Annotated in this window: 24 protein-coding genes; 12 read left to right on the top strand and 12 right to left on the bottom strand. The window is 67.0% G+C overall.

Annotation, left to right across the window (positions count from 1 at the left end; translation table 11 throughout):
* Positions 1-8 precede the first annotated feature (8 nt).
* Entirely contained in the window at positions 9-1,040 is a 1,032-nt protein-coding gene (locus EAH68_RS00795; RefSeq protein ID WP_126119413.1) for a 6-phosphofructokinase, read from the top strand.
* Positions 1,041-1,562, top strand: a complete 522-nt coding sequence (locus EAH68_RS00790; protein ID WP_126119412.1) for a mismatch-specific DNA-glycosylase — start codon at positions 1,041-1,043, stop codon at positions 1,560-1,562. It abuts the gene before it with no gap.
* Positions 1,563-1,760: 198 nt separating this feature from the next.
* On the opposite strand, the gene EAH68_RS00785 is transcribed toward EAH68_RS00790, so the two are convergent.
* Positions 1,761-2,666, bottom strand: coding sequence for a PrpF domain-containing protein (locus EAH68_RS00785; protein ID WP_126119411.1), 906 nt, complete (start codon positions 2,664-2,666; stop codon positions 1,761-1,763).
* 39 nt (positions 2,667-2,705) lie between these two features.
* Here EAH68_RS00785 and gatB point away from each other — a divergent pair, with 39 nt between their 5' ends.
* The 3 genes from gatB (at position 2,706) to EAH68_RS00770 (ending at position 6,315) form a co-directional block, all read left to right on the top strand.
* Entirely contained in the window at positions 2,706-4,211 is a 1,506-nt protein-coding gene (gene gatB, locus EAH68_RS00780; RefSeq protein WP_126119410.1) for an Asp-tRNA(Asn)/Glu-tRNA(Gln) amidotransferase subunit GatB, read from the top strand.
* 8 nt (positions 4,212-4,219) lie between these two features.
* A complete protein-coding gene (mgrA, locus tag EAH68_RS00775; protein ID WP_126119409.1) occupies positions 4,220-5,299 on the top strand; it encodes an L-glyceraldehyde 3-phosphate reductase in 1,080 nt (359 codons plus the stop codon).
* 71 nt (positions 5,300-5,370) lie between these two features.
* Positions 5,371-6,315, top strand: coding sequence for a DUF1214 domain-containing protein (locus EAH68_RS00770; protein WP_126119408.1), 945 nt, complete (start codon positions 5,371-5,373; stop codon positions 6,313-6,315).
* Positions 6,316-6,322: 7 nt separating this feature from the next.
* On the opposite strand, the gene EAH68_RS00765 is transcribed toward EAH68_RS00770, so the two are convergent.
* Positions 6,323-6,961 carry a LysE/ArgO family amino acid transporter gene (locus EAH68_RS00765; RefSeq protein ID WP_126119407.1) on the bottom strand — a complete coding sequence of 213 codons (639 nt, stop codon included), beginning with the start codon at positions 6,959-6,961 and terminating at the stop codon, positions 6,323-6,325.
* Positions 6,962-7,031: 70 nt separating this feature from the next.
* Here EAH68_RS00765 and EAH68_RS00760 point away from each other — a divergent pair, with 70 nt between their 5' ends.
* Entirely contained in the window at positions 7,032-7,901 is an 870-nt protein-coding gene (locus EAH68_RS00760; RefSeq protein ID WP_126119406.1) for a LysR family transcriptional regulator ArgP, read from the top strand.
* On the opposite strand, the gene EAH68_RS00755 is transcribed toward EAH68_RS00760, so the two are convergent.
* Positions 7,898-8,983 (bottom strand): glutathione S-transferase family protein, encoded by a 1,086-nt coding sequence (locus EAH68_RS00755; protein ID WP_126119405.1) that lies wholly within the window; start codon positions 8,981-8,983, stop codon positions 7,898-7,900. The two genes, EAH68_RS00760 and EAH68_RS00755, sit on opposite strands and share 4 nt — an antisense overlap.
* Positions 8,984-9,046: 63 nt before the next feature.
* On the opposite strand from EAH68_RS00755, the gene EAH68_RS00750 reads away from it, so the two are divergent.
* Both EAH68_RS00750 and EAH68_RS00745 read left to right on the top strand, forming a co-directional pair.
* Positions 9,047-9,700 (top strand): HNH endonuclease family protein, encoded by a 654-nt coding sequence (locus tag EAH68_RS00750; protein WP_126119404.1) that lies wholly within the window; start codon positions 9,047-9,049, stop codon positions 9,698-9,700.
* Between the two features lie 78 nt (positions 9,701-9,778).
* Positions 9,779-10,666, top strand: a complete 888-nt coding sequence (locus tag EAH68_RS00745; protein ID WP_126119403.1) for a DoxX family protein — start codon at positions 9,779-9,781, stop codon at positions 10,664-10,666.
* A 151-nt stretch (positions 10,667-10,817) separates the two neighbouring features.
* On the opposite strand, the gene EAH68_RS00740 is transcribed toward EAH68_RS00745, so the two are convergent.
* From EAH68_RS00740 to EAH68_RS00720, 5 genes are all read right to left on the bottom strand, one after another.
* Positions 10,818-12,374: an HNH endonuclease signature motif containing protein gene (locus tag EAH68_RS00740; RefSeq protein ID WP_126119402.1), complete on the bottom strand. Its 1,557-nt coding sequence runs from the start codon at positions 12,372-12,374 to the stop codon at positions 10,818-10,820.
* Between the two features lie 113 nt (positions 12,375-12,487).
* The gene (locus tag EAH68_RS00735; protein WP_241228221.1) at positions 12,488-13,759 is read right to left on the bottom strand and encodes a glycosyltransferase family 87 protein; all 1,272 of its coding nucleotides are present in this window, start codon (positions 13,757-13,759) and stop codon (positions 12,488-12,490) included.
* 10 nt (positions 13,760-13,769) lie between these two features.
* On the bottom strand, positions 13,770-15,608 hold the full coding sequence (gene ilvD, locus EAH68_RS00730) for a dihydroxy-acid dehydratase (RefSeq protein WP_126119401.1): 1,839 nt from the start codon (positions 15,606-15,608) through the stop codon (positions 13,770-13,772).
* Positions 15,609-16,151, bottom strand: coding sequence for a PH domain-containing protein (locus EAH68_RS00725; RefSeq protein WP_126119400.1), 543 nt, complete (start codon positions 16,149-16,151; stop codon positions 15,609-15,611).
* Between the two features lie 10 nt (positions 16,152-16,161).
* Entirely contained in the window at positions 16,162-17,688 is a 1,527-nt protein-coding gene (locus EAH68_RS00720) for a mechanosensitive ion channel family protein (RefSeq protein WP_126119399.1), read from the bottom strand.
* A 303-nt stretch (positions 17,689-17,991) separates the two neighbouring features.
* On the opposite strand from EAH68_RS00720, the gene EAH68_RS00715 reads away from it, so the two are divergent.
* From EAH68_RS00715 to ilvC, 3 genes are all read left to right on the top strand, one after another.
* A complete protein-coding gene (locus EAH68_RS00715; RefSeq protein WP_126119398.1) occupies positions 17,992-19,866 on the top strand; it encodes an acetolactate synthase large subunit in 1,875 nt (624 codons plus the stop codon).
* 4 nt (positions 19,867-19,870) lie between these two features.
* Positions 19,871-20,386 carry an acetolactate synthase small subunit gene (gene ilvN / locus EAH68_RS00710; protein WP_126119397.1) on the top strand — a complete coding sequence of 172 codons (516 nt, stop codon included), beginning with the start codon at positions 19,871-19,873 and terminating at the stop codon, positions 20,384-20,386.
* A 125-nt stretch (positions 20,387-20,511) separates the two neighbouring features.
* Entirely contained in the window at positions 20,512-21,525 is a 1,014-nt protein-coding gene (gene ilvC, locus EAH68_RS00705; RefSeq protein WP_126119396.1) for a ketol-acid reductoisomerase, read from the top strand.
* 62 nt (positions 21,526-21,587) lie between these two features.
* On the opposite strand, the gene EAH68_RS14660 is transcribed toward ilvC, so the two are convergent.
* The 4 genes from EAH68_RS14660 to EAH68_RS00690 form a co-directional block, all read right to left on the bottom strand.
* Positions 21,588-21,734 carry a hypothetical protein gene (locus EAH68_RS14660; protein WP_164546361.1) on the bottom strand — a complete coding sequence of 49 codons (147 nt, stop codon included), beginning with the start codon at positions 21,732-21,734 and terminating at the stop codon, positions 21,588-21,590.
* Positions 21,735-21,872: 138 nt separating this feature from the next.
* Entirely contained in the window at positions 21,873-22,589 is a 717-nt protein-coding gene (locus EAH68_RS00700) for an ABC transporter ATP-binding protein (RefSeq protein WP_126119395.1), read from the bottom strand.
* Positions 22,582-23,355: an ABC transporter permease gene (locus tag EAH68_RS00695; RefSeq protein ID WP_126119394.1), complete on the bottom strand. Its 774-nt coding sequence runs from the start codon at positions 23,353-23,355 to the stop codon at positions 22,582-22,584. The genes EAH68_RS00700 and EAH68_RS00695 overlap by 8 nt, the downstream gene beginning before the upstream one ends.
* Entirely contained in the window at positions 23,352-24,317 is a 966-nt protein-coding gene (locus EAH68_RS00690) for an ABC transporter substrate-binding protein (RefSeq protein WP_126119393.1), read from the bottom strand. The genes EAH68_RS00695 and EAH68_RS00690 overlap by 4 nt, the downstream gene beginning before the upstream one ends.
* A gap of 136 nt (positions 24,318-24,453) precedes the next feature.
* On the opposite strand from EAH68_RS00690, the gene EAH68_RS00685 reads away from it, so the two are divergent.
* Entirely contained in the window at positions 24,454-26,262 is a 1,809-nt protein-coding gene (locus EAH68_RS00685) for a GmrSD restriction endonuclease domain-containing protein (protein WP_126119392.1), read from the top strand.
* The last annotated feature ends 89 nt before the right edge of the window (positions 26,263-26,351 follow it).

The following is a 26,351-nucleotide window of genomic DNA, read 5'->3' as shown; positions in this document are numbered from 1 at the left end:
TGGGGCGCATGCGACTTGCCACCCTCACCTCCGGCGGCGACTGCCCCGGCCTCAACGCCGTCATCCGCGGTATCGTCCGTACCGCCAGCGCCGAGTTCGGCTCCACCGTCGTGGGGTACGAGGACGGCTGGGTGGGCCTGCTCGAGGACCGCCGCGTCGACCTCTACGACGATGAGCACATTGACCGCATCCTCCTCCGGGGTGGCACGATCCTGGGCACCGGCCGGCTGCACCCGGACAAGTTCAAGGCGGGCATCGACCAGATCAAGGCGAACCTGGCGGATGCGCAGATCGACGCGCTGATCCCCATCGGCGGCGAGGGCACCCTCAAGGGCGCGAAATGGCTGGCCGACAACGGCATCCCGGTGGTGGGTGTGCCCAAGACCATCGACAACGACGTCAACGGCACCGACTACACCTTCGGCTTCGACACCGCCGTGGCCGTGGCCACCGACGCCGTCGACCGCCTGCACACCACCGCAGAATCCCACAACCGCATCCTCATCGTCGAGGTCATGGGTCGCCACGTCGGCTGGATCGCCCTGCATTCCGGCATGGCCGGCGGCGCGCACTACACCGTGATCCCGGAGGTGCCCTTCGACATCGCGGAGATCTGCAAGAAGATGGAGCGCCGCTTCCAGATGGGGGAGAAGTACGGCATCATCGTCGTCGCCGAGGGTGCCTCCCCGAAGGAGGGCACCATGGAGATGCGTTCCGGAGGGGTCGACCAGTTCGGCCACGAGACGTTCACCGGCATCGGCCAGCAGATCGCAGACGAGATCCACGAGCGTCTCGGCCATGACGTCCGCACCACCGTGCTGGGCCACATCCAGCGCGGCGGCACCCCGACCGCCTTCGACCGTGTCCTGGCCACCCGCTACGGTGTGCGCGCCACCCGCTCGGCCCACCGCGGCGAGTTCGGCACCACTGTGGCGCTGCAGGGGGACCGCATCGTCAACATCCCGCTCCAGGAGGCCGTGGGCGAACTCAAGACCGTACCGATGGACCGCTGGGTCACCGCCCAGGCGATGTTCGGCTAGGTGCACGACCGCAACCTCGCCGGCTGCCGGCTGCTCATCGTCGGCATCAACCCCGGGCTGCTCTCCGAGCAGGTCGACGCCCCCTTCGCCCGCCCCGGCAACCGTTTCTGGCCGGCGCTGCACGCCGCCGGCATCACCGAGTGGCTTGTCGACGCCCGCCACGGCCTCGCCACCGAGGACGAGGCCATGCTCAACCGCCGCGGCCTCGGCTTCACCAACATCGTCCCCCGCGCCACCGCCGGGGCCGCTGAGCTCAGCCGGGAGGAGTACCGGGCCGGGGGAGCAGAGCTGGCGGAGAAGGCCGCCCGCTTCCGCCCCGAGGTCATCATGATCGCCGGTATCGGCGCCTACCGCACCGCCTTCTCCCACCCGAAGGCGAAGGTCGGTCTGCAGGAGGAACCGATCGGCGGGGTGGAGACCTGGGTCGTGCCCAATCCCAGTGGCCTCAACGCCCACGAGACGGTCGATTCCCTGGCCCGGTCCTATGCCGAGGTCTGGGCGCGACTGGAGGAGAAACAGTGAAGAGTATCCACGTCAGCCGCATCATCCACGCCGATCCGGAGAACCTGCACCTGTAGGCCGCCGGCCTTGCGGAGGCGGAGAGAGGGGAGGTCCGGGTGCGGCTCACCGTGCGCCAGCTCGGGATGGACGATGAACAGTTCGCCGCCGATGCCGCCGCGGTGGGCCGGGACCTTGACGTACTGAAGCGGCTGCTCGAGCTCAGGGCAGATGGACCCGCCCCGTCATGATGACCCGGGCAGTGCGGGCGAGCGCCACCCACTCGAGCTGATCACCGTCCACCAGCGCGGAGACCGTCGCCGTACCCCTGGGGTGCTCCAGCACGACTTCCGGCTGTGCGGGCAGGTCGATGACCGTGCCACCCAGCGCGACCGCCGCACCCAGGGCCAGGATGCCGGTGGCCGGCAGCGCATGGTGGAACCTGCCCATCGAGGTCATCCGGACGCGTAACCGCCCGTCGGCAGGTTCCACCAGCGCGACCCGCGGGATGGCGGGGGAGGGGGCCAACCCCATGGCCTCCCCGGCGGCGACCCGGAGTCGTTCGAGCCGTTCCAGGGAAGGCTCTGTCACGTCCGCCGCCCGCACGATGACGACCGGGTTGGTCACGTCGATGAGCGTGGCCTCCAGCCCATCCACGTGACACACCCGGCCGCGGGGAAAGATCTCGCCGGTCTGTTCACCGCCGGGCCGGCGGAAGCGGACGTCGATACGCTCCCGGGGGTCGGTGCCGGAAAGCTCGAAGAGGGCGCCGGTGTTGAGGTTGCGGACCCGCACCGGCAGCCGCTCCACCAGGCCGGCTGAGAGGGCATAAGCCGCGATGCCGGCGGAGATGTTGCCGCAGTTGCCCGACCAGTCGATGACCGCCGTATCCGGGGACACCTGGGCGAAGAGGCTGTCCAGGTCCACCTCCGGGGAATCGGAGGGACCGACGAACATCACCTTGGAGTTGGAGGAGACGCCGCCGCCGAGGCCGTCAACAGCCACGGGGTCGGGGGAACCGATGAGCTGCAGGCACAGTTCATCCCGCCCGGTGTCCGGGAGATCGGACATGTTCACGAAGACCGCGCGGGAGGTGCCGCCGCGGACGATGCTTACGTCAAGACCCATGGGACGAGCCTAGACGCGGGTCGCGCTAGACTGTCTGCCATGACTGCCGCGATTCATGAGTTGATGGACTTTGACGAGGTCCTGGAGAAGTTCGACCCCGTCATGGGCCTTGAGGTCCACGTCGAACTGGCCACGGAGACCAAGATGTTCTCCACCAGCTCCGCCCACTTCGGTGCCGAGCCCAACTCCAACGTCGACCCCGTCTCCCTCGGCCTGCCCGGCGCCCTGCCGGTGGTCAACGCCAAGGGCGTCGAATGGGCCATCAAGATCGGCCTGGCGCTGAACTGCTCCATCGCCGAGTCCTCCCGCTTCGCCCGCAAGAACTACTTCTACCCGGACCAGCCCAAGGGCTACCAGATCTCCCAGTACGACGAGCCGATCGCCTACGACGGCTACCTCGACATCGTCCTTGACGACGGCACCCCGTGGCGCATCGACATCGAGCGCGCCCACATGGAGGAGGACACCGGCAAACTCACTCACGTCGGTGGCCAGTCCGGCCGCATCCACGGCGCCACCGCCTCCCTGGTGGACTGCAACCGCGCCGGTGTGCCGCTCATTGAGATTGTGACCAAGCCGATCATCGGGGCCGGTGAGCGCGCTCCCGAGATCGCCCGCGCGTATGTCACCGCGCTGCGTGAGCTCGTCGCCGCCCTCGGTGTCTCTGATGCCCGCATGGACCAGGGGTCCATGCGCGTGGACTCCAACCTCTCCCTCCGTCCGATCGGCCAGGAGGAGTTCGGTACCCGCACCGAGACCAAGAACATCAACTCCCTGAAATCGGTCGAGCAGGCCGTGCGCTACGAGATGATGCGCCAGGCTGCCGCCATCGTCAACGGCGAGGAGATCGTCCAGGAGACCCGCCACTACCAGGAGCTCGACGGCTCCACCCGCAAGGGACGCCCGAAGGAGTCCGCCGAGGACTACCGCTACTTCAACGACCCGGACCTGCCCCCGGTGCTCGCCCCGAAGGAGTGGGTCGAGGAAATCCGCGCCACCCTGCCGGAGCTGCCGTGGATCCGCCGCGCCCGCATCCAGGAGGAGTGGGGGATCGCCGACGCCGAGATGCGCGACCTGGTCAACGCCGGTGCGCTCGACCTGATCCTCGCCACCGTCGAGGAGGGCACCACCCCCGATGAGGCACGTGCCTGGTGGGTCAACTACCTCTCCGCGGCCGCCCGCGAGCAGGAAACCGAGCTGGCTGACCTGCCGATCACCCCGGCTCAGGTCGCCCGCGTCGTCGCCCTGGTCAAGGAGGGCAAGCTGACCACCAAGCTGGCCCGCCAGGCCGTCGACGGTGTCCTGGCCGGTGAGGGCGACGTCGACGCGGTTGTCGCGGCCCGTGGTCTGGAGGTCGTGCGCGATGACGGCGCCATCGAGGCCGCCGTCGACGAGGCCCTGGCCGCCAACCCGGACATCGTGGAGAAGTACCGTGCCGGAAACACCAAGGTCACCGGTGCCATCGTCGGTGCCGTGATGAAGGCGACCCGCGGCAAGGCCGACCCCGCCCAGGTGAACAAGCTCATCGCCGAGAAGCTGAAGTAGGTCTCCTGTTGACTGTCTATGTTCCCGCCCCCGACCGTTACACCACCATGCCCTACCGCCGGGTGGGCCGTTCCGGCCTGAAGCTGCCGGCCATCTCGCTGGGCCTGTGGCACAATTTCGGTGACGACAAGCCCCTGGAGACCCAGCGCGCCATCGTGCGCCGGGCCTTCGACCGCGGTGTCACCCACTTCGACCTGGCCAACAACTACGGCCCGCCCTACGGTTCCGCCGAGAGCAACTTCGGCCGTCTGCTGAAGCAGGATCTCGCCGCCCACCGCGATGAGCTGGTGATCTCCTCCAAGGCCGGCTGGGACATGTGGGAGGGCCCCTACGGTTTCGGTGGTTCCCGCAAATACCTCATGGCCTCCCTCGACCAGTCGCTGGAGCGCATGGGCCTGGACTACGTGGACATCTTCTACCACCACCGTCCGGATCCGGACACCCCGCTGGAGGAGACCCTCTACGCGCTGCGTGACATCGTCGCATCCGGAAAGGCCCTCTACGTGGGTGTCTCCTCCTACGGTCCCGAACTGACCAGTGAGGCCGCGGAGTTCATGGCGGAGGAGGGGTGCCCGCTGATCATCAACCAGCCGAGCTACTCCATCGTCAACCGCTGGGTGGAGGAGCCGGGCGAGGACGGCGATTCGCTGCTGGCCGCCGCCGCCGACGCTGGGGTGGGCACCATCGCTTTCTCCCCGCTGGCGCAGGGCCTGCTGACCAACCGCTACCTGGGTGGTGTGCCCGCCGATTCCCGGGCGGCGGCGGACAAGTCGCTGTCCGGTGACATGCTCAGTGCCGAGAACCTGGAGATGATCTCCCGGCTCAACGACATCGCCCAGGAGCGCGAGCAGACCCTGGCGCAGATGGCGATTGCGTGGGTGCTGCGTCAGCAGGGGGAGTTCGGGGAACAGACACTCACTTCCGCGATCATCGGCGCCTCGAGCGTCGCCCAGCTCGACGAGAACCTCGACGCCCTGGACAACCTGGAGTTCTCGGCAGCGGAGCTCAAGGCCATCGACGATGTCGCGCGCGACGCGGGCATCAACATCTGGGCCAACGCCACCGCTTCACGACGCCACGCCGACTAGAGGTTTTGATCGCGGCTCGGAGACAAGGTTATTTGTGATACTGTTCACATTGACGTCCAAGGGGGCAATCAATGTCGATACATGTGAATGCGGATAACTTTGTTCGGGCCGAAACCGATCGAATGATACACGACCTGAGTCGCGATGCCGGTGGAGTGAATCTTTTCCTGCACAACCGTGAACCTGCCGCGATCGATCGACAGACGGTGGTCCGGCTCAATCGCGACACCCTGTACAGTTTCGCGGTCGTGGACATCAGTGCCGGGGCCACGTTGACCCTTCCTGAGTCCGGCGAGCGTTATCTCTCCGCCATGGTGGTGAATCAGGACCATTTCATCAACGCCATATATCACGATGCCGGCGACTATGAGTTGACCACGGAGCTGTTCGACTCACCGTATGTCGTGATCGCCGTCCGCATCCTGGCTGATCCCGCCGATCCAACGGATATCGCGGAGGTCACCGCCCTCCAGGATCAGATCAGCCTGAACGCACGGTCGGCCACACCATTCACGTATCCGGATTACGACGCGAAGAGTTTCGACGCAACGCGCGATGCTCTGCTGGCCCTCGCTGCTGAGATGAGCGGTTTCGAGGGTATGTTCGGACGGAAGGACATGGTTGACCCGGTGCGTCACCTGATCGGTACTGCAGCCGGTTGGGGCGGACTTCCCAGTAACGAAGCTTCCTACGTGGGGGTGAATCCGGCCGTGGCGGGAGGCAGATACGAACTGACCTTCGTGGATGTGCCCGTCGACGGATTCTGGTCTGTTTCCGTATACAACCAGGCAGGCTATTTCGAACCGAACACTGCCGATTCCTACACCGTCAACAACATCACGGCCACCCCGAATGCTGACGGATCGGTCACGGTGCGCTTCGGCGACTTCCCCGAGGGCACACCCAATACAATTCTGACCCCTGAAGGGTGGAATTTCCTCATTCGTCTCTACCGGCCACGTCAGGAAATCCTTGACGGCGCCTGGAAGATACCCGTACTGACTCCGGCAGGTTAATTGCCGACTAACCCGTGGCCAGCCGCCAGGTCAGCCCGGCGAGCACCACGGCGATGATGATGTTGAGCACCCGCCAGACCCGCGGGCTGGACAGGGGGCCGGAGAGCAGTCCGGCCCCGTAGCCGATGAGCGGGAACCAGATGAGACTGGCCAGCAGCGCGCCGCCGGTGAACAGCCAGCGGCCGGTGTCGCCGTACTGGTTGGCCAGCCCGCCGATCATGACCAGCGAGTCGAGGTAGGCGGAGGGGTTCAGCCACGTGACGACGACCGCGGTCGCCACCGGGGCATGGGCGCGCACCCGCGTGGCCAGCGCGACACCGCCGCCGGTTGTCGGCGGCTCCTCCTCGACGATGACGGTGGGGCGTGGGGGACGGAGGGCGTCGATGAGCGCGACCAGCGCGAACCATGCGAGGTAGGCCACGCCGGCCCATTTGAGGGCGGTGAGCAGCAGGGGAGCGCGGTCGATGAGCACGCCCACGCCCAGGGTGCCCAGGCCGAAGAGCAGCACGTCGGAGAGCAGGCACACCGCGATGATGGCGGTGACGTGTTCGCGGCGTGCGCCCTGGCGGATGAGCAGCAGGTTCTGCGGCCCGATGGCCACGATGAGGGAGAATCCGAGCAGCAGCCCGGCGAGCACGATCGACATGTCTGACAGTTTCTCCCGGCGCAGTGATGAAGACCAGTTACATTTCCTCAGGTTGGTTTAGAATTGCTTCATGAACCCGGTGCACCTGGAGACCCTGCTCGCCATCGTCGATGAAGGCAGCTTCGAGATCGCCGCCGCCGTGCTCGGCGTCTCACCCTCCGCCGTCAGCCAGCGCATCAAGGCGCTGGAGAAGGAGACCGGGCGCGTGCTCGTGCGCCGCACCAGTCCGGCGAGCGCGACGGAGGCCGGCCAGGTCCTCGTGCAGGCCGCCCGCCGCATGGCGCTGCTCCAGGCGGAGACCCGGTCCCGGCTGCAGGGCCGCCTGGAGCGGGTACCGCTGTCCGTGGCGGTCAACGCCGATTCCCTGGCGACGTGGTTCCGCCCCGTGCTCGCCGACGTCGCCGGTTTCGAGGCCGCCACCCTGCGGCTGCACGTCGAGGATGAGGCCCACACCCTCTCCCTGCTGCGCCGCGGTGATGTGCTGGGTGCCATCACACGGGAGGCCACGCCGGTCTCCGGATGCGATTCCACGCCCCTGGGGATCATGCGCTACCGCGCGGTGGCCACCCCCGCCCTGCGCGACGCCCACACCCGCGGCGGCGTGCTGGACTGGGCGACCATGCCGGCGCTGCGTTTCGGCCCCAATGACGCGCTGCAGGACTCGGACCTGGAGGGCCGGCTCGACGATTCCGTGCGCCGCCACCGGGCGGTGTCCCAGATCCCCTCCTCGGAGGGTTTCCTCGAGGCCACGCGCGTGGGGCTGGGCTGGTCGCTGATCCCGGAGCTGCAGGCCGGGCCGCTCCTGGAATCCGGTGAACTCGCGCTTCTCGACGCCACCGTCCTCCAGGTCCCCCTTCACTGGCAACGCTGGCGCCTGGAATCCGAGCTGCTGGAACGCCTCACCGCCAGTGTCGCGGCTGCGGCGTCCCGGCTGGGTTAGGCCTGGAAGGGCTCCGGGTTCTTCAGTTCTTCACCGGCCGGCATGGCGCCGGGCAGGGTCGTGCCCTCGGCGAAGGGCTGCCCGCCGAGCGCCTCGCGGCCGTGCGGGGTGGCGAAGCCGGACAGGTCCGGGCCCTTCGGCACAATCCGGGTGGGGTTGATCTCGGTGTGGACGATGTAATAGTGCTGCTTGATCTCGGTGAAGTCGGTGGTGTCGCCGAATCCGGGCAGCTGGAAGAGTTCGCGCAGGTAGCCCCACAGGTTGGGCATCTCGGTGATCTTGTTGCGCGCGGTCTTGAAGTGGCCGTGGTAAACGGGGTCGTGGCGCACCAGGGTGGTGAACAGGCGGATGTCCGTCTCCGTGATGTGGTCGCCGACGAGGTAGCGGCGGGTGGACAGGCGCTCCTCGAGCTTGTCGAGTGCCGCCCACAACCGGTCATAGGCCGCGTCGTAGGCATCCTGGGAGCCGGCGAAGCCGCAGCGGTAGACACCGTTGTTGACCTCGGTGAACAGCCATTCGTTGAGTTCCTCCATCTCCTCGACGTGCTCGGCCGGCCACAGGTCGGGGGCGCCCGCGCGGTGGTGCTCACGCCACTGGGTGATCATGTCGCGCACGAGGGAGGGGTAGTCGTTGGTGACGACCTTCCGCGAGGACTCCTCGACGATCGCCGGCACCGTGATGCCGCGCGGATAGTCGGGGAAGCGGTTGAGGTAGGCCCCCTGCAGTCGGGGGATCTCCAGGACCGGGTCAACCTCACCCGGGTCGAGATCGAAGGTCCAGGAGCGGTTGTCGTGGGTGGGGCCGGTCAGGCCCAGGGAGATGACGTCCTCGAGACCCATGAGGCGGCGAACGATGACGGCGCGGTGTGCCCAGGGGCAGGCGCGGGCGGCGACGAGACGGTAGCGGCCGGCCTCGACCGGCCAGTGGAAGGTGCCGTCGGGCTGCTCGGTCGGCTCCCCGGCAGGGGCCTCGGCGGTGATGCGGTCGTTGATGTAGTTGGTGTCGCGCACGAACTCCCCGTCGGGGGAGGCGTTCTGTGCGTCGCCGGCCCAGTCGTCCTTGATGTCATTCCCTGTTGTCATGTCAACAACCTTAGCGGGGGGAATGCTCTACGTCAACGCCGGGGTTGCTAGAGTGACGCCGTCATGAAAAAGGTTTTCAGTGTGCTCGGCACGCTCCTCCTGGGCATCCTCACCCTGGTCCTCATCGACCTCGAGCTTATCGACACCCCCTCCACCCCCGCCAGCGAACAGCTCGCCACCCTGGAGGTCAAGGGCCGTGCACCCATGACCGGTTACGACCGCGACCTCTTCGGTTCCGCCTGGACCGACAACGTGCGCGTTGCCGGCGGCAACAACGGCTGCGACACCCGCAACGACATCCTGCAGCGCGACCTTGCCGACGTGGCCATCCGCCCCGGCACCCGCGACTGCCTCGTCGAGTCCGGCATCTTCGAGGACCCTTTCTCCGGGGAGACGATCAACTTCGTCCGGGGCAGGGGAGCGCTCGTAGACATCGACCATGTCGTCCCGCTCGCTGACGCCTGGGCCAAGGGTGCCCAGTCCTGGGACGAACAGACCCGCCGGGACTTCGCCAACGACCCGCTCAACCTCCTGGCCGTCGACGCCGGCCTCAACCGGCAGAAGGGCGCCGCCGACGCCGCCACCTGGCTCCCACCCAACCAGGACTACCGCTGCGACTACATCGCCCGCCAGATTGAGGTCAAGGTCACCTACGGACTCTGGGTCACCCGCGCCGAGCACGACGCCATGACGAAGGTGCTGACACGCTGCCCGTGACCGATCTGTAGGTTTTTCGCAACACGGCACGCCCGTTCAAGCCCGACCCCGGTGGCCGGATTGTCCTAACCTGGCGGTATGAGCGACAAAAACCAGACCCCCGACCGCGCGGGCTCATACGACGACGTGCCCACCTACCGCAAGGACGCCACCTCCGCTGCGCAGGGTGATGGTGAAGACACCGCCACGGCCCAGTTTCCGCAGACCTCCGGTGGCCTCTTCAACCGTTCCGGCCGCGCCGCCCCGCAGGAGATCCCGGCCTACACCGATCAGGACTTCGCCGCGCCCGCCAACACCGGCAATGAGACCTTCGCCTACGACCGCCCCAAGGAGCAGCCCACCACGATCACTCCGATGGCGGTGACCTCGACCCCGGCCGCCGCTCCGGTGTCCACCGTCACCGAATACGACCAGGGCTCCACGGCAGTGGCGACGGATGCCCCGGACCACCGCCGCGGCACCATCGACTTCGGCCTGCTGATCGTCCGCGTCATGCTCGGCCTGTGGCTCATCCTCGAGGCCGTGGGCACCTTCTTCCGCCTCGGCGGTAACCCGGGTCTGTCCGGCCTGGAGGCGGACTACGCCGGTTACCTCGCCCCGGGCGGCCTGGCGATCATCGTCCCCGCCCTGCAGCTGGCCGCCGGTGTCTTCCTTCTCCTGGGCCTGATCACGCCCGTCTTCGCGATGGTCGCCACCGTCGCGACGTCGTTCACCGCCCTGCATGAACTGACTACCTCCGGTGCCGGTCTCAACGTCTTCGCCTGGCCGGAATCCGTGTGGCTCTCCCTGGTCCTGCTCGGCAGCTCCCTCGCCCTCCAGTTCACCGGCCCGGGCTTCATCTCCCTGGACTATGGGCGCAGTTGGGCCCGTCGCCCGCTGGTCAGCTCCTGGATCTTCCTGGTATTGGCCATCGCCGGCGGTATCGCTCTCTGGTGGTTCGGCGCAGGTGTCAACCCTCTCGTCTGACCTTCTGCTCTGACGTCGGGATCTGGGTGCCCCTGGACCGGCCGTGGATGTAGGTGCCACGGCCGGTTCTTCTTTTTCTGAATTCTGCTTATCGACGTCCCCGCCTGCCCCGGGTTCCTGCCATGTGCAGGCAGGCCCGGGGTGAGCCGTTTCAGGAGGGTGGTTGGTCGGGGCCTCCGGGTGGGGCCCGACCGGGGTCGGTATCGGCCTCGGCGATGGCCTCCTCGAATTCCTCCTGCGCCCGGGCACGCGCTTCCGCCCCGTACTGGTACGCCTCGAATTCCTGGGCCGCCGCCCTCGCTGCGGCCCGCTCACCCCGACGCTGCCGGCGTTGCGTGTAGGTCTGCACCCAGCGTTTCTCCACCGGCGCCAACGGCCCCTCCGCATGATCCACCGCCCAGGTACCGTCGGCAAACAACCAGAACACATCCCCCGTGATGGGATCGAGCAGATAGGTGGCCTGGAGGTCAGTTTTGCGGTTGTAGTGGTGCCGGCACAGCATCACCATGTTCGCCGGCGTGGTGGGCCCACCCTCATGGTGGTTGACCCGGTGGTCATTGTCCCCACCGAGTGCGGGTGTCCCGCAGCCCGGCCACCGGCAGCACCAGTCCCGACCCACCAGAAACGCCCGGATCACTTCGGTCGGGGTGTAGGCCGGGGTGTGGGCGGTGGCAGCGGCATCCATGTCGGTGGCGCGCTCAGAGATGCCCAGCAGACGGGCGGCGGCCTGCTCGGTGAGCACCCCTGCCAGGGGGTGGAACACCGGGGCGTCGGGGACATCACGGGCGGTGTAGAGGTGGGTGGTCACCGAGGTGGTGGCCTGGCCGAGGATGAGCATGACCATGGCGCGGGCCTGGCTGATGCCAGCGGCCTTGGCGACCTGCCACACCGCATCCCGGATCAGGGTGCCGGTGGCCTGGTCGACGGAGAGTTCGAAGCGGAGGGTGGCGTTGTCCTCGGTGTCGATCCACAACCCCGGCGCCGGGACATCGCCCAGGGGTGGCAGGGAGCGCATAAGCTCTGCCGGGTCAAGACACGGCTGCGGGCTGGCCGCGGTGTCCTCCCCGTCGTCCTCGCTGTTCCCCTCGGCGTCGTGCTCCCCGGTACCGGGATCCCCCTCAGAGCCCTGTGCCCCTGTGTTCCCCTCGGAGTTGTCCTCCCGGCTGTCCGGATCCTCCTCAGGATCCCCCTCCGGCTCTGGTGGTGGGTCGGGTTCCGGGACCGGGGGCCAGGCCGGGTGGTCGTCGTGGGTCTGCAGGGTGGTGATGGTGGTGTCCACGACCCGGGCGATGGTCCGGGGTACGGGTAGTAGCTGGTGTGCCCGGGACGGGGTGAGCCTGTCCACCAGTGCCTGATCCAGGGCTTCCCAGTAGTAGGGGTCGTCCTGCAGGCGTTGCGGGGCTCTGGTGGCGGCACGGTCGATGACACCCAGGTAGCGCATGTCGAGCACCCAGGTGGTCTCGACCAGCTCTTTGAGTTTCGGGAGCCGGTCGAGGGTCTCGAGTGCGAAGAGGTTGGCGGTGATGTGGTCCTGGGGTAGAGCGGTGGAGCGGGTGATCCGGGTGGCCAGGGTGGTCCAGTCCTCGGTGTCCTTGGCGGTGTCGTCGGGTTCGACCGCCCGCCAGAAGTGGTACTCCCCGGCGGTTTTGTGCAGGCGTGCCACCGCATGCGGGTCGGCCGCGTTGTGGATACTCCATGACGGCTGCATCGTGCGTGTTCACCCCCTTCGAACATTGTCGCTTTCCTGTTCGATTCCGACGCTAGACCACGGCCCCGACATGAGGGTGACGGATGGGGGTGAACTTTCGATGAAAGGGCAGCTCAGGAGGGTGTAGGGGCGCGGGGAGCCTGGCGCAGAGCGAAGGCCCAGGAGATGAGCACGGCAAGGCCCAGCCACACGAAATCGGAGACGAGGAATTTGTCCACGGCGTTGAAGTAGTGGATCTCCACGGAGTCGCCGAACCACCACTTCGGGGGCTGGGTGAGCACGAGGACGGACCACAGGAGAACAAGGGCGGACAGTGTCACGGGGGCGCGGAGCACCGTCAGGCAACGCCAGGCGAGGACCGGCAGCAGCAGGGTCAGCCAGACCCAGTGGTGGGACCAGGAGACGGGGGAGATGAGGAGCATGATGACGGCGTTGACGAGGGCGGCGTCGATAAGCATGTCGCGGCGGAAGAGCGCGATCATCAGCCACCCGCCGAGTACGATCGTCAACAGGGCGAATACCAGCCAGATGATGTTGGTCAGGGTGGAGTTCGCGTCGAGGGCGGCGTCGCTGGTCCACCAGCGCATGAGCATGCCCTTGAGGGAGCTGTTGGACTGGTAGACGGCGCTGACGCCGAACTCGCTGTCGGTGCCCATGCCCAGCAGGACGGTGGAGAAGTAGTCGACGGTCGCGTCCCAGCGGACTAGTGCGGCCAGCCCCGTGACCACGAGGGCGGAGACACCGGCGGTGATGATGGCTCGGAAATCGCGACGCAGGAGGAAATACAGCAGCATCGCCAGAGGGGTGATCTTGATGGCCGCCGCGATGCCGATGAGGCTGCCCTGCGGCAGGAAACGTCGCCTGGGCACGAGATCGAGTACGACCAGCGCCATGATCACCACGTTGACCTGCGCGAAGCCCGCGTTCAACCAGACAGGTTCGATGAGCAGTACCACCGGCCAGGTCGCAGCGGTGAGGGCGGCCAGGCCGCGCTTATCGACACTCCCGCGCGTCACCGCCCTCAGCACGAACCACAGGCAGACCAGGATCAACGCCGAGGAGGCCATGATGATGATGTCGCCGGCAAGGTCGTGGTGGATGGCGTCGAAGACCGTGAGGGGCACGAGAACGAGGGCGCCGAACGGGGGATAGATGAACGGCAGCGCCAGGTCACCCGCGTACATGGGGACGGAGTACATCTCACTGCCCTCAAGGAAGGCTCGCACGCCCTCGCGGTAGATGATCATGTCGACGGGGAAGTCGGTGATCATCAGCTGGCGCCCCGTGACGCCGAAGCCCGCGACCAGTCCCAGGGCGGTCACCATCTTGAGGATGGTGTCCAGGGAAAGCTTCGCGGGCTTCAGGGATGTATCGGGGGAACTCACCCGGCCGATGTTAGTCGACCTGGCGGACAGCACCCTTATCGGCCGATGTGGCCATCGCGGCGTACGCGCGCAGCGCCTTGGTGACGACACGCTCGCGGTCGGGGGTCCAGGGCTTCTCGCTGGCCTCCATCTCCGCGCGGCGGGTCTCGATCTCCTCCTCCGGCAGATCCAGCGACAGACGGCGGGTCTGGACATCGATGGTGATCGGGTCACCGTTGCGCACCAGGCCGATGAGACCACCGTGGGCGGCCTCGGGGGAGATGTGGCCGATGGACAGCCCGGAGGTGCCGCCGGAGAAGCGGCCGTCGGTGATCAACGCGCAGGCCTCGCCCAGGCCGGCACCCTTGAGGAAGGAGGTCGGGTGGAGCATCTCCTGCATGCCGGGACCGCCGGCGGGACCCTCGTAGCGGATGACCACGACCTCACCGGGCTGGACCTCGCGCTTGAGGATGGTGGAGACGGCCGCCTCCTGGGAGTCGACGACGCGGGCCGGGCCGGTGAAGCTCCAGAGCTCCTCCTTGACGCCGGCGGTCTTGAGGACGGATCCGTCCGGGGCCAGGTTGCCGCGCAGGACCACCAGACCGCCATCGGCGGAGTGGGCGTGCTCAACGTTGTGGATGCAGCCGCTCTTCGCGTCGGTGTCCAGGGAGCTCCAGCGGTTGTCGGTGGAGAAGGGCTCGGTGGTGCGCACGCCACCCGGGGCGGCGTGGAAGAGATCGAGGGCCTCGTCGGTGGCCTTGCCACCACGGATGTCCCAGTCATCGAGCCACTCGCCGAGTGAGTTGTAGCTGATGGTGTGGACGTCGTCGCTGAGCAGGTCGGCACGGCGCAACTCACCCAGGATGGCGGGGATGCCGCCGGCACGGTGGACATCCTCCACGTGGTAGTCGCCGTTGGGGGCGACCTTGGACAGGCAGGGGACCTGGTGGGAGATCTCCTCGATGTCGCTGAGGTCGAAGTCGATCTCACCCTCCTGCGCGGCGGCCAGGGTGTGCAGGATCGTGTTGGTGGAGCCACCCATGGCCATGTCCAGCGCCATGGCGTTGCGGAAGGCTTCCTTGGTGGCGACATTACGCGGCAGGACGGACTCGTCCTCCTCGCCGTAGTAGCGGCGGCACAGGTCGACGATGGTCTCGCCGGCCTGCTCGAAGAGGCGGCGGCGGGCGGAGTGGGTGGCCAGCGTGGTGCCGTTGCCCGGCAGGGACAGGCCGAGGGCCTCGGTGAGGCAGTTCATCGAGTTGGCGGTGAACATGCCGGAGCAGGAACCGCAGGTCGGGCAGGCGGACTCCTCAATGGTCGCCAGATCAGCATCCGAGATGGCCTCGTTCGCGGAGGCGGCGATCGCCGTGATCAGGTCCGTGGGGGCCTGGGCGACGCCGTCGACGACGACGGCCTTGCCGGCCTCCATCGGGCCGCCGGAGACGAAGACGGCAGGGATGTTCAGGCGCAGCGCGGCGTTGAGCATGCCCGGGGTGATCTTGTCGCAGTTGGAGATGCAGACCATGGCGTCGGCGGTGTGCGCGTTGACCATGTACTCGACGGAGTCGGCGATGATCTCACGGGAGGGCAGTGAGTAGAGCATGCCGCCGTGGCCCATGGCGATGCCGTCGTCGACGGCGATGGTGTGGAACTCCTTCGGAACGCCACCCGCGGCACGGACGGCGTCGGCGACGATGTCGCCGACGTTCTTGAGGTGGACGTGACCCGGCACGAACTGGGTGTAGGAGTTGACGATCGCGACGATCGGCTTGCCGAACTCGTGCTCCTGGGTGCCGGTGGCACGCCACAGGGCACGGGCTCCGGCGGCGTTACGGCCGACGGTGGTGACTCGGGATCGAAGCGGGATCACTTAGTTGCTCCTTGAATTGTTGATGGTGTCGGGGTTGTCGGGTTTCTTCCCGGAGGATTCCTGCCGGGCAGCGTACTCCTCCTTCGAGATGAGGATCTGCTCCCCATCCCGTCGGATGATGGTCACCTTGTCCTCGGCGGCCTCCTCGGCGGAACCCACTACGTCCGGGATCCGGCCGCGGGAGGCCTCCGCCAGCTTCGGCAGGGAGTTGAAGGTCACGGCGGGCAGGGGGTGGGATTTACCGTCCTTGGTGGTCAGCAGCGCACGCGAACCCTTGAAGGCGATGCCGGCCATGTTCTCCCACTTGATGAAGCGGGAGCCACGGAAGGCATACCGGATGTCCACTCCTTTTTCCCCCACCGTCGTGCGGGCCCGCAGGACCCAGACGATGAAGAGGACGGGGACGATGAGCACCCAGAAAAGGTACTGCGGGGCGGAACCGATGACCAGCAACGCGATGGCGCTCATCAGTACAGCAGCGAGGATGTGGGTGCGTTCCGGCCTGAACTGCACGGACTCTGCGTGCACAGCGTCTGAACTCATGGAGTCAATGCTAGTTCAGGGTGGTCGGGGCGCCTGTCTCCGGGGTGACCTGTGGCTGGGTGGCGGTCGGCTGGGGGGTAGGGGCCTGCTGGGGGGCCTGCTGTGGCTGGGTCGGGGTCGACTCGGGCTCCTGCACCTCCCCGCCGAAGGGGGTCGGTTCCGGGGTGCCGGTGGGGGTGGTGGGCGTGAAGGTCCCGGTGGGCAGGGTCGGCTCAGGAACGAAGGTCGATTCCGGCTCCGGGGTGGGGGTGGGCTCGGAGGTTGCGGGGGCGGTGTTCACCGGGCGCGGGGCGAGGATGCCGGAGGGACCGCCTTCGCCGGCCTCGACGGTGAGGCTCTTGAGGATGAGCAGGGTGAACAGCACCCCGAAGAGGTAGGTGGTGGAGGGGCGGACCCGTCCGCCGACAGAGGCGAACCGTTTCCACCCTGAGACGGGCTCATCGTTGCGGAACACGCCCCCGGCGGGGGTCTCCTCCTCGACGGTGTCCTCCGGTTCGTCGCCCTGGATACCGCGGTCGACGACGGCCGGGTCCCGGCCCTCCTCGTCGGCGAAACCCTCCGGGACGGTGGCCTCCTCATCGTTGGCGGAGTCCCGGGTGCCGGGTAGCGGGGCGTCGATGAGCGGGGAGTGGGTCATGGCCGCGGTGGTGACCGTGTCCACGCGGTCCTTGACCTCACCGGTGACGGTGGTGGCGGAGCCGTACTCGTTCCAGAACTCGTCGAGGATCTCGGTGCGGATGGCACGTTCGACGAGCCACTGGGAGCCGGCCTGGACCTGGATCATGAAACGCATGTCCACGGTCCAGGGCATGCCGACGGTCGCGGGCGGGTTGACGTCAACAGCCGGGTGGACGTCGAGCTCGCCGATGAGCTCGGCGGCGACATCGGGGCGTCTTAAAGCGCGGCGGGTGGCCGCCTCGGAGCGGTTGATGGCGTCCTCCGCGTCATCGGAACCCAGCAGTGGTACCGGCATGACCACGACGGCCCGGGACCAGTAGTTGGAGGAGTTGATGGCCACCCTGGCGGTGGAATTGGGGATGATCACCGTCTCCTGCTTGAGGGTGCGGATGCGGGTGGCGCGCATGGTGACCTGGATGACAGTGCCCTCAACGACGATGCCGTTGCCTTCGAAACGAACCCAGTCGCCGACACCGAACTGCTTCTCCGTGAGTATGAACAGCCCGGCGAGGAAGTCGGCGATGATCGACTGGGCACCGAAACCGATGGCCGCCGATACGACGGTCGCGGGGATGGCGGCGCCGGCCAGTGAGAAACCGACGGCCTGCAACAGGAAGATGAGCAGCAGGAAGAAGGCGATGATCTGGGCGATGTAGATGGCGACGCCGGTGAGGGCCAGACGGGTCTTGGATTCGTCGGCGTCGGTGGATTCCTCGATGCCGCGGGACAACCAGCGTTGCGCGAAGCGGCCGATCCGGGGGACGAGGAGTGCTATGACGAGCAGGATCGCCAGGGTCAGACCCACATCGGCGATCCAGTGCCAGGCACGGTTAAGTAGATAGGTGACGAACTCAAGCATGGCGCCCACGATACGACTATCCGCAAATCGGTGTGTATGATCGTCGTCATGATCAGTATTCGACTTCGGGTAGTAGCTGCGCGGCGCCTGCCGTAACGACTTCCCGCCCGGTCGTATCGACAAGCGCCCTCGACAGCACCCACCATCAGTGTCTGTTCGGGGGCTTTGTCATTAGTGTTCATCAATGGTCACAGACAACTTTTGTCGCCGCCTGCGATCCGGTGCACCCACTCCACACCACAGGGGTGGTTGCCGGGTAGCGTATCCAACTGCATTGTCCTTGTGAATTAGGAGCTAGATAACGTGGCAGCTTCGCAATCGCCCACCCCGGCCACGGTCGCCAAGAAGGCGCCCGGTGCCGCTGACGCCCCGGAGCGGATGACCGGCGCCCAGGCGATCGTCCGTTCCCTGGAGGAGCTCGGCACCGACATCGTCTTCGGCCTGCCCGGTGGAGCCATCCTCCCGCTGTATGACCCCCTGTTCTCGTCCACCAAGCTGCGCCACGTGCTGGTGCGTCATGAGCAGGGCTCCGGCCACGCAGCCACCGGCTACGCACAGGTCACCGGCAAGGTCGGCGTGTGCATCGCCACCTCCGGCCCGGGTGCCACCAACCTGGTCACCCCGCTTGCCGACGCCAACCTCGATTCGGTCCCGATGGTCGCCATCACCGGCCAGGTCGGCCGTAGCCTGCTGGGCACCGACGCCTTCCAGGAGGCGGACATCCGTGGGGTCACCATGCCGATCACGAAGCACAACTTCATGGTCACCGACCCCAACGACATCGCCCGCACCCTGGCCGAGGCATTCCACCTCGCGCTGACGGGCCGTCCGGGACCGGTCCTGGTGGACATCCCGAAGGACATCCAGAACGCGGAGTTCGACTTCGTCTGGCCGCCCAAGATCGACCTGCCGGGCTACAAGCCGGTGACCACGCCGCACTCGCGCCAGATCACCCAGGCCGTCCAGCTCATCGCAGAGTCCGAGCGACCCTGCCTCTACATCGGCGGCGGCGTCATCAAGGCCGACGCGCACAAGGAGCTGCTGGACTTCGCCGAGTACACCGGCATCCCGGTCGTGACCACCCTCATGGCCCTCGGTGCGTTCCCGGAGTCCCACCCGCTGCACATGGGCATGCCCGGTATGCACGGCGCCGTCCCGGCCGTCGGCGCCATGCAGCGCGCTGACCTGCTCATCGCCATCGGCGCGCGTTTCGATGACCGCGTCACCGGCAACCTCGACGAGTTCGCCCCCGACGCCCAGGTCATCCACGCCGATATCGACCCGGCCGAGATCGGCAAGATCCGCGAGGTCACCGTCCCGATCGTCGGCGACGCCCGCGAGGTCCTCTCCGCCCTGACACGCACCTACAAGTCCGCGAAGAACATCAACCCGCCGGTCATCGGCCCGTGGGTCGAGTACCTCAATGGGCTCAAGGAGCGTTTCCCGCGGGGCTACGAGAAGCAGTCCGACGGGATGCTCTCCCCGCAGTTCGTCATCGAGACCCTGTCGAAGGAGGTCGGACCGGAGGCCATCTACGTCGCCGGTGTCGGCCAGCACCAGATGTGGGCCGCGCAGTTCATCGACTTCGAGAACCCGCGCACCTGGCTCAACTCCGGTGGTCTGGGCACCATGGGTTATTCCGTGCCCGCCGCCATGGGCGCGAAGGCCGGCCAGCCCGAGAAGGAGGTCTGGGCGATCGACGGTGACGGTTGCTTCCAGATGACCAACCAGGAGCTGACCACCGCTGCCGTCGAGGGGTTCCCGATCAAGGTCGCCCTGATCAACAACGGCAACCTGGGCATGGTCCGCCAGTGGCAGACCCTGTTCTACGACGGCCGTTACTCCAACACAAAGCTGGGCTTCGGTGACACCTACATCCCGGACTTCGTCCAGCTCTCCGAGGCGCTCGGCTGCGCCGCGATCCGGGTGACGAAGGAGGAGGAGGTCATCCCTGCCATCCAGAAGGCGCGCGAGATCAATGACCGCCCCGTCGTCGTCGAGTTCATCGTCGGTGAGGACGCCCAGGTCTGGCCGATGGTCTCGGCCGGTTCCTCCAACTCCGACATCGAGTACGCGCGCGGTCTGCGCCCGTTCTTCGAAGGTGACGAGTCCGCCGCTGAGACCCCCGCCGCCATCGATGAGGTCATCGACGAGTCTGCCGAGCAGAAGGAGAACTAGGAACATGGCTCCCACTGATATCGTCCGCAACACCCTCAGCGTCCTGGTCCAGGACGTCGACGGCATCATCTCTCGGGTGGCCGGCATGTTCACCCGCCGCGGCTACAACCTCGTGTCGCTGGTCTCCGCGAACACGGAGACCGAAGGCATCAACCGCATCACCATCGTGGTCGACGCCAACGAGCTGGTCATCGAGCAGGTGACCAAGCAGCTGAACAAGATCATCCCTGTGCTCAAGGTCGTCCGCCTCGAGGAGGAGTCCACCATCGCCCGCGGCATCATGCTGGTGAAGGTCAACGCGGACAACACCAACCGTCCGCAGGTTGTCGACGCCGCGAACATTTTCCGTGCCCGCGTCGTCGACGTCGCCCAGGAGTCCGTGGTCATCGAGGCCACCGGCACCCCGGGCAAGCTGCGTGCCCTGCTGGAGGTCCTCGAGCCTTTCGGTGTGCGCGAGCTCGTCCAGTCCGGTCAGATCGCGCTCAACCGCGGTCCAAAGACGATGGCACCCTCGAAATAACATCCCAAAATCCCATCTGGTGAGACGGTCTGCATATTAGGTCCACCAGAATGGGTAACTCTGTCTCATGATGTGGTACAAACGACATCAGCATCTGCATAAGACGAAAGGCGAGAAACTCTCCCATGGCTATTGAACTGTTCTACGACGCCGACGCCGACCTCTCCCTGATCCAGGGCCGCAAGGTCGCCGTGGTCGGCTACGGCTCCCAGGGCCACGCCCATGCCCAGAACCTGCGTGACTCCGGTGTCGATGTCGTCATCGGCCTGCGCGAGGGCTCCAAGTCCGCGGAGAAGGCCAAGGAGGCCGGCTTCGAGGTCAAGAGCAACGCCGACGCCGCCGCCTGGGCCGACGTCATCATGCTGCTCGTCCCGGACACCTCCCAGAAGTCCGTCTACGAGAACGACATCGAGCCGCACCTCAACGACGGTGACGCCCTGCTGTTCGGCCACGGCCTGAACATCCACTTCGACCTGATCAAGCCGGCCGACAACATCGTCGTCGGTATGGTCGCCCCGAAGGGCCCGGGCCACCTCGTCCGCCGCCAGTTCGTCGACGGCAAGGGCGTTCCCTGCCTCATCGCCATCGACCAGGACCCGAAGGGCAACGGCCAGGCCCTCGCCCTGTCCTACGCCTCCGCAATCGGCGGCGGCCGTGCGGGCGTCATCCCGACCACCTTCGAGGCCGAGACCGTCACCGACCTCTTCGGTGAGCAGGCTGTCCTCTGCGGTGGCACCGAGGAGCTCGTCAAGGTCGGCTTCGAGGTTCTGACCGAGGCCGGCTACGAGCCGGAGATGGCCTACTTCGAGGTCCTGCACGAGCTCAAGCTCATCGTTGACCTGATGTTCGAGGGCGGCATCGCCAACATGAACTACTCGGTCTCCGACACCGCCGAGTTCGGTGGCTACGTCTCCGGCCCGCGCGTCATCGACGCCGACACCAAGTCCCGCATGAAGGACATCCTGACCGACATCCAGGACGGCACCTTCACCAAGCGCCTGATCGCCAACGTCGAGAACGGCAACAAGGAGCTCGAGGGCCTGCGCGCCGAGTATGCCGCACACCCGATCGAGGAGACCGGCGCCAAGCTGCGTGACCTCATGAGCTGGGTCAAGAACCCGCTGACCGCCACCGCCTAAGTCCCGCGGAAGGCCAAAACCGCCCGGTCCCTCCATGACGGAGGGGCCGGGCGGTTTTCGCGTCAGAAGGGGAAGAGGAAACGCAGGAGGATGCTGCCGACTGACATGGCGATGGTCGCCGGCATCGCCCACTCCTGGGGCACCCCGAGGTTGACAAGCCCCTCGGCACGCTGGCTGCTGTTGTCTTCGATGAAGGCGATGGGGTCCATGATGGGTCCTTCCGGATTTCATTGAGAGGTCAGGTACTACTGGGAAAAGTGTCTTGTGACACAGTTCACTAAGAAGCGACGGTAGCAGCATGGAAGGGATGGTGAGGGAGAAACGCCGACCTTCACACCCACATGAGGTTAGGAGTGCAGCAGTCCCAGCAGCTCACGGCGTAGCGCGGGATCAGGGTCAACGTTGCTCCGGGGGCGGGGGAGATCGACGGCGATGTCGGCGATGACCGTGGCGTCGGGGGACGGGGACATCACTAGGATGCGGTCGGAGAGCAGGATCGCCTCGTCAACGTCGTGGGTGACCATGACGACGGTGCGGCGGTCCGCCTCCCACAGTTGGAGCAGCTGCAGCTGCAGCTCCCGACGGGTGAGGGCGTCGAGGGCGCCGAACGGCTCGTCGAGAAGCAGGATCTCAGGCTCGACGGCGAAGGCCCGGGCGATGCCGACGCGCTGCTGCATGCCTCCGGAGAGGCGGGCGGGGCGGCGGTCGGCGGCGTGGCCCAGTCCCACCAGATCGAGGTGGCGGTCGGCGATGGTGCGACGCTCCAGCGGGCTCAGGGAGGGGTGGACGGAGCGCAGGCCGAACTCGATGTTGCCGCGGGCACTGAGCCAGGGCAGCAGGGCGTGGTCCTGGAAGACGACGGCGCTGCGGCCGTTGACTGTGACCTCGCCGGTGGAGGGGTGGTCGAGGCCCGCGATCATCGACAGGATCGTGGACTTGCCGCAACCGGAGGGGCCGAGCAGGGAGACGAACTGGCCGGAGGCGATGTCGATGGAGGTCGGGGCGATGATGCGGGTGGGGCCGTAGGAACGGGTGATCCCCCCGAGGGCGATGGTGCTAGTCATAACGGACCGTCTTCTGCAGTGCTGCGACGAGGTGGTCAAGGATGAGGCCGGTCAGGCCGATGAGGACGATGGCGACGACGATGGCATCGATGTCGAGGCGGTTCCACATGTTCCACACGAAGAAGCCGATGCCCTGGCCGCCGACGAGCATCTCCGCGGCGATGATGACCAGCCAGGAGGTCGACAGCGACAGGCGGAGGCCGGTGATGATCCCGGGCAGCGTCGCGGGCAGCCACACGCGGGTGACGGCCAGCCACAACGGGGTGCCCAGGGTCTGCGTGAGCTTGAGGTAGGTCGGGTGGATGTGCATGACCGCGTCGATGGTGTTGATCAGGATCGGCCACAGGGCGGAGAGCACTATGACGAAGACGGCGGTGCGCTCGGCGTCGTGGAGCAGGGCCAGGCCGATGGGCAGCCAGGCCAGCGGGGAGACCGGGCGCAGGATCTGCACCAGGGGGTCCACGGCCCAGCGCAGCGTCTGCACCCGCCCCAGCAGGAAGCCCAGCGGAATGGCGATCAGTGCGGCCAGCAGGAAGCCGATGAGCACCCGTTGGAGGCTGGTCATCAGGTGCCAGAAGATGCCGACGCTGCCCGGGCCGTCGCGGTAGAAGGGGTCGGCGAGGATCTCCACGCCGCGCTGCCAGACCCCTGCCGGGGTGGGGGCGAGGCTGGACAGGACCCCGGCGTTGACGACCAGCTGCCAGGCGCCGACGCTGAGAACGAACAGGACCAGGCCGAGTGCGCCCGCGCGCACGCGGGGGCTCACACGAGCTCCCAACGGGTCAGCTGCTCACGCATCCAGTCGGTGGCGGCAGGGTCGGTCGCATCGCCGAAGTGGATGCGCTCGGGGTCGATGATGTCCTCGCCGGCCCAGTTGCGGTAGGCGCCTTCGAGGACCGGCTCGATGAGTGACGCCGGCTGGTTGAGGTAGCGCTCATGGGAGAGGATGTTGGCTGCCTCGGCGTGGTTACCGGGGGCATTGAGGAATGCGGAGGCCTCGGCCAGGGCATCAGTGACGGCGGTGGCCTGCGCCGGATGCGCGTCCTGCCAGTCCTCGCCGATGGCCAGGGCACAGCAGGGGTGGCGGTCCCAGAACTCCTTGGTCATGTGCAGGACGCGGCCGGAACCGGTGGCCAGTGCGCGCTGGTTGAAGGGCTCGGGGCCGATGAAGCCGTCGATGCCGCCGACCTCGAGCTGGGCGACCATGTCTGCCGGGCGCAGCAGGCGCAGCTCCAGGTCGGCAACGGGGTCGACGCCGTGGGCGACGAGGGCGTCGCGGAGCAGGAGCGAGTGGATGGAGTACTCGAAGGGGATGCCGATGACGCGGCCGCGCAGGTCCTGCAGGCCGGAGATCTCGCTGTGGAGACGGGAGGCGACGGTGATCGCCTGACCGTTGGTGTTCATCGTGTAGGCCAGGTTGGTCGGCCGGGAGGTGGGGGTGACGGCCATGGGGGATAGCATGTGGGTGACGTGTAGCTGGCCGGTCAGGTAGGCGGACCACAGGTCGGCCCAACCGGCGAAACGGCGGAGCGTGACGTTGAGGCCGCGGCGCCGGAAGGCATCCATCGCGTCCGCGGCAAGCAGCGGAGAAGAGCACGCGATCGGCACGTAGCCGATGGTGATGGCGTCGGACGGCTCGGGGTCCTTGCCGGCGGAGGCCGCTCGACCGCCGAGGACCCCCAGTGTGCTCAGGGTCGCGGCGCCCAGGAATATGCGCCGTGTCAACATCGCCACGTATAACCTCCGGTTCGGTGCAGATAGACAGTATGGTCTTGTTGCGGATCACGCTACCGTACCGCTCGGTATGTGGGCATGTCGAGTCACCCACCAGCGGTGCCTCACACCCGGGGATAGACTCGACGCCATGGGTTTCACCACGCCGAGCTACGACCTGCCTGACCTGTTCTCCCGCATCGACCGCGGCGAGCTCCAGCTGCCTGATTTCCAGCGCGCCTACGCGTGGGATGTCGACCGGATCCGTTCGCTCATCGTAACCGTCCTGCGCGGTTACCCGGTCGGTTCGCTGCTCTCGTTGGACACCCGCAACGCGCCCATGCGCTTCCGCCCGCGGCCGATCTCCGGCGCCCCCGCTGCCACCTCCGCGCCCGGCCTGCTGCTTCTCGACGGCCAGCAGCGCCTGACCACCCTCTACCACTGCCTGCGCGGGGACGGTTCGGTGGACACCGTCGACTTCCGTTCCAAACGCATCTGCCGCACCTTCTACGTGGAGGTCTCCCGGGCGGTCGAGGCTCAGGTGATGCCCGATGACGCGGTCTTCTCTGTGGATGAGGATGGCCAGGTCAGATCGCATTTCGGCCCCGACATCCCGGGTGGCATCACCAGCCGCGAGGCGGCTGTCGCACACGGCTGCATCCCCGTGTCCTCGCTGCTGTGGGAGGCGGGCACGGACCTGCTCTTCGACGTCGCTGCCCGGGACGCCGGTTCCCGGGAGGGCGTCAAGCGTTTCTACGACCGCATCGTCAAGCCCCTGGCCGCCTACGACATCCCCATGATCCGGCTGGCCCGGGAGACCGCCCAGACCGGCATCGGCTCCATCTTCGCGCAGGCCAATTCCGCCGGCCTGCAGATGGACGTCTTCGAGCTGCTCACGGCGGTCTTCGCCACGCAGGACCCGGAGTTCTCCATGGCGGAGGACTGGGAGGAGACCCGCCGTGTCCTGCGCCGGTACCCGGCACTGGACCGGATCGGGCGCACAGACTTCCTCACGGCAGTCTCCCTGCTGGTCACCTCCCGGCAGGGGCATGCGGCGGGCCACCGTGAGGACATCCTCGACCTCACCCTCGAGGACTACCTGGCCGCCCGGGCGGAACTGCGCATCACGCTCCGGGAGACCGCCGAGTTCCTCGCCCAGCGCTGCATGCTCACCATTGAGCAGGTGCCCTACACCGCCCAGCTCATCCCGCTGGCGGTCATCTTCGCCCGGTTGGCGGAGACACCGAGGGCACTGGCATCAGCCCGGGCGTGGGACCGGCTCAACCAGTGGTTCTGGTGCGGCATTCTCGGCGAGCTCTACGGCTCGGCGGCGGTGATCAACCGCTCGGCCCGCGACGTCGAGCAGGTCACCGCCTGGATCTGCGATGCCGGGGCAGAGGTACCCAAGACCATCAGTGATGCCTCCTTCTCGGAATCCCGATTCTTCTCCGTGCAGGAGAACTCCGGTGTCTACCAGGGTATCTACGCCCTGCTCATGGGTAGGGGAGCCCGCGACTGGCGTTCCGCCCAGCCCTTCGACCGCTGGACCTTCCCTGATCTGCACCCCGGTTTCCACCGCGTATTCCCGGCCGAGTGGTGCCGGGACAACGGCATCGAGGACGTGGTGGCGGACAGCGTGCTCAACCGCACGCCCATGGGCAAACGCACCGAGGTGGTCATCGACGGTTACTCACCGACGCAGTACCTCAGCCGGGTGCAGACGAAGTCGCTTCTCGACGATGCCGACTTCGACACGGTGCTGGCCACCCATGAGCTCAACCCGGACCTGCTGCACCAGTCCGACTTCCACGGCTTCCTGCGTGACCGCCGCGCCCGTTTCCTGGGGATGGTGGAGTACGCCATGGGTAAACCTGTGGTCAGGGACGTCGATGACCTGGATTACAGCGGCGGGGACGAGGGCCCCAACGCCTTCAGTGGGTGGGCGGGGGTACGTTCCTGAAGTGGCCTGTCTCATATATGGGCAGGTCGTGGCCCAAGGTCAAAGTCCACCGACTAAAGTGTTCTACGTTCCACACCCTCATTAACGAA

Origin of the sequence: Corynebacterium hylobatis, from assembly GCF_003955685.1 — a bacterium.
Lineage (GTDB): Bacteria > Actinomycetota > Actinomycetes > Mycobacteriales > Mycobacteriaceae > Corynebacterium > Corynebacterium hylobatis.
Note: the sequence above shows the minus strand (reverse complement) of the source record. Positions and strands in the feature narration are given on the sequence as shown.